We start from the raw sequence: 3,191 nt of genomic DNA, 5'->3' as shown, positions 1-3,191 counted from the left end.
CTCCCACTCCGCTTCTGCTTCTCTCTCTGCCTCTGCCTCTCTCTCAGCCTCTGCGTCACTCTCTGCCTCGGAATCACTATCTGCGTCGGAATCACTATCTGCATCTGCATCACTGTCTGCGTCTGCATCACTGTCTGCGTCTGCATCACTGTCTGCGTCTGCGTCACTATCTGCGTCCGAATCACTATCTGCGTCCGAATCACTATCTGCGTCCGAATCACTATCTGCGTCTGCATCACTGTCTGCATCTGAGTCGCTATCTGCGTCGGAATCGCTGTCTGCATCGGCGTCGGCGTCTGAGTCAGAGTCATCTCCATCTGCTCCACCGTCACCAGAGCGAACTATATTTTCATTATCCCAATAATAAGACTTTTTGCTTCCACCATAAATGTCACTATTTGTTTCTATAACACGAGTCTTAACATTTTCGCCACTATCGTCATATTCACCATCGATTGTAATTACAAATGTTTCATTAATATCACCAAAATTGAAAGTAATTGTGTTGTCGCCGTTATCATAAACATATGGTAATACATCATCTGTAATATCAATATAATTAGGACTATTAGGATCAACGTAATAGCTGTCAGTTACTTGTGCACCATCAGCTAATTTATATACTTTAAACTTAGTAACATCTTTATTCAGAATTGTACTACTTGTATTTGGATCATTATGGTACCCCTGTAAAGTCACAGTAGTGTCTCTTAAATTATTATTTTTAGAGTTTACATATATAGTTTGTTTATAAGTTCGTTCCCCAGAAGCTATATCTACTTTTGTAATGAATGAGGAAACATTTGCTCCATCTTGACCTGGAAGCCCCATCGATGGATCTCCATATTCAATATCTATATTTGAATCAAATTTTTGATTAGCTATATCAAACTGAACATCATAATTACCTGAATAAGGAGAATTTTTTCTGTCTGTCCAAATTGGTAATTCAAAAAATCCATTAATATTTTCTTTTCCATTTACGTAGTCAGTAAAGATATATCTACCATTTTTAGAAATGACATTGTATTCACCTTTTGCAACAATATCTCCATTAGCATTTTTAATATCCACTAATTTCATAGAGTTATCCGTTTTTGAATAATCAATATCTCCGTCAATCGTTAAATTATTTGGAATAACAAATGTGAAATAATCCCCTTCTTTTACAGGACCATCAACACTAAATTTGGCGCTCATATTTGAGTATCCAGAATTATTTGGATATAAAGTTTTATTATCAAAGTTAAACTCACCAACTTTTATTTGATCATTAACATCATCCTCAGAAATAGCTGCGAAAGAATATTCTTCTTTATCTTCATTCTCTTTTAAAGAAGAAGCTCCACTCTCATTATTTTCACTAGATTCGTTACTATTTGCAGAAGTCTCTGGCTTAACTGTTTCTTCACTTCCTGGCGTTGCTTCTTCTGTTTCTTCACTTGCCGGTGTTGCTTCTTCTGTTTCTTCACTTGCCGGTGTTGCTTCTTCTGTTTCTTCACTTGCTGGTGTTGCTTCTTCTGTTTCTTCACTTGCTGGTGTTGCTTCTTCTGTTTCTTCACTTGCTGGTGTTGCTTCTTCATTATTTTCAGATTGATTTATATTATCTTCAGCAACTGGTTTGTCACTACTATTGTTAGATTCTTCATTAACACTTAATTCTTCAGATTGACTATTTACAACTTGATTACTTTCATTACTATTTTGTTCATCTGCTTTTGCTTCATTACCAATTCCAAATAATAAAGCCGAACCAACTAAAATCGAAGCAGTGCCTACTGTAAACTTTCTAATTGAGTATTTATTATACCTATTTGGTATAAAATCTATCTTTTTACTACCGTGCTTCTTGTTGTTTTTCATATTTATTCCTCCTAATATGCATTGAAAAATAAAGTGACTAAACATAAAGTTCTAGCCACTTTATTTTTTAAATTATTATTTATCTTCTTTTCTACGACGACCGAATAAGAATAATGAACCCAATCCTGCTATTAAACCACCAATTAAAGTTGTATTAACTTCTGATTCTTCACCTGTATCAGGTAATTGTTTGTTATGGCTTGCTTTATGATCTTGATTATTTTCATTCAATTGATTAGCAACACCATTACCACCATTATTGTTTGAATCATTTGATGACATGCCTGCGTCTGAATCGCTGTCTGAATCTGAGTCGCTATCTGCATCTGCGTCACTAACAGAGTCTGAATCACTGTCCGCGTCTGCGTCGCTGTCTGAATCTGAATCTGAATCACTATCTGCATCTGCGTCACTGTCTGCGTCTGCATCACTATCAGAATCTGAATCACTGTCCGCGTCTGCATCGCTATCTGCGTCTGCATCACTATCAGAGTCTGAATCACTGTCCGTGTCTGCGTCGCTGTCTGCATCTGCATCGCTATCAGAGTCTGTATCGACAACAACTACAACAGATGGGTCTGATTCATTGCCATTATTATCTTTTTCAATACCTGTAATTTCATCGTCTTTATTTAAGTCTACATCAGTTGGAATATCTACAGACCAATTACCATTATCATCAATCTCAGTTTCTGAAGTACTGCCATCTGGGAAAGTAATTACTATAGTATTTCCAGGTGTACCATTTGAACCTGAAATGACAGTATCATCATTATCAATTGGATTAATTGTTGGCGCTGGTAAGTCATTTACATTTCCTACTGTTACAGGTACTTTTATGTGATCTTGTGTACCATCTGGGTATGTCACCGTTACATCTACTTCTGTTGTACCTGGTGTATTTCCGTCTGGTAATTGTGTTTCGTCATCCACCGTAATTGTTGGTTGTTCTTTATCCGCTGGATAATCTGGGATTGTCACTGAACCTGTTACATCGTCTGTTGTCGTTGGTGTGCCATTGTCTTTTGTTACACCGTCTGTTGTTGGTTCATAAGCATCATTGTCTGCTTGTTCTCCTACTGTTACAGGTACTTTTATGTGATCTTCTGTTCCATCTGGATATGTCACTGTCACATCTACTTCTGTTGTGCCTGGTGTGTTGCCATCTGGTAATTGTGTTTCGTCATCCACCGTAATTGTTGGTTGTTCTTTATCCGTTGGATAGTCTGGGATTGTGACTGAACCTGTTACATCGTCTGTTGTCGTTGGTGTGCCATGATCTTTCGTTACACCGTCTGTAGTTGGTTCGTAAGCATCATTGTCTGCTT

The 3,191-nt window shown here is 37.4% G+C and carries 2 protein-coding genes; both read right to left on the bottom strand.

The window, feature by feature from the left end:
* Window positions 1-1,863: fibrinogen-binding adhesin SdrG C-terminal domain-containing protein (locus LQ673_RS14625; RefSeq protein WP_239745104.1), on the bottom strand; the 1,863-nt coding region annotated here is incomplete at its 3' end.
* A gap of 75 nt (window positions 1,864-1,938) precedes the next feature.
* On the bottom strand, window positions 1,939-3,191 hold a 1,253-nt coding region (locus LQ673_RS14620), incomplete at its 5' end, for a Rib/alpha-like domain-containing protein (RefSeq protein ID WP_239745101.1).

The sequence above is a fragment of the Mammaliicoccus sp. O-M54 genome, assembly GCF_022386035.1.
GTDB lineage: Bacteria > Bacillota > Bacilli > Staphylococcales > Staphylococcaceae > Mammaliicoccus > Mammaliicoccus sciuri_A.
This window is presented reverse-complemented; position numbering and strand designations above follow the sequence as displayed.